Here is a 597-nt window from a genome sequence, read left to right as displayed (position 1 = left end):
CGGATGGCAGGTGGAGATCGTCGCCACCGACCTGTCCACCGAAGTGATCGAGAAGGCCAAGCTCGGCCTCTACAGCCACTTCGAGGTCCAGCGCGGCCTGCCGGTGCAGTGGCTGATCAAGTACTTCACCCAGATCGGCGAGCAGTGGCAGATCGCCCAGAGCCTGCGCTCCATGGTGGATTACCGCCAGCTCAACCTGCTGCACAGCTTCGCGTCGCTCGGCCAGTTCGACGTGATCTACTGCCGCAACGTGCTGATCTACTTCGACAAGGACACCCAGCGGGCGGTGCTGTCCCGGCTCGCCACGCATCTGCGCCCCGGCGGCTTCCTGGTGGTGGGCCATTCGGAATCGATGGCCGGGGCCGGGGTGCCGGGCCTGACGCAGGTCTCCTCGACCATCTTCGGCCGGACCCCGGGCGCGGTCGCGTGAGGCGGGGCGCGCCGATCCGCGTCCTGATCGTGGACGATTCCGCCTTGGTCCGGCAGACCCTGGTGGGCATCCTGGAGGCGGCCCCCGACATCACCGTGCTGGGCACGGCGGCCGACCCGTTCATCGCGGCCCGGCGCATCCACGACGAGGTGCCGGACGTCATCATC

1 protein-coding gene is annotated in these 597 nt (G+C 68.3%); it reads left to right on the top strand.

From position 1 onward, the window contains the following. Positions 1–430, top strand: a 430-nt coding sequence (locus ACTXGO_RS15895; RefSeq protein ID WP_443575201.1) for a CheR family methyltransferase, incomplete at its 5' end; no start/stop codon positions are given. Positions 431–597: the final 167 nt, after the last annotated feature.

The organism is Psychrobacter sp. T6-1 (genome assembly GCF_052258445.1).
The sequence above is the reverse complement of the archived record's forward strand: the minus strand, read 5'-3'. Positions and strand labels throughout refer to the sequence as shown.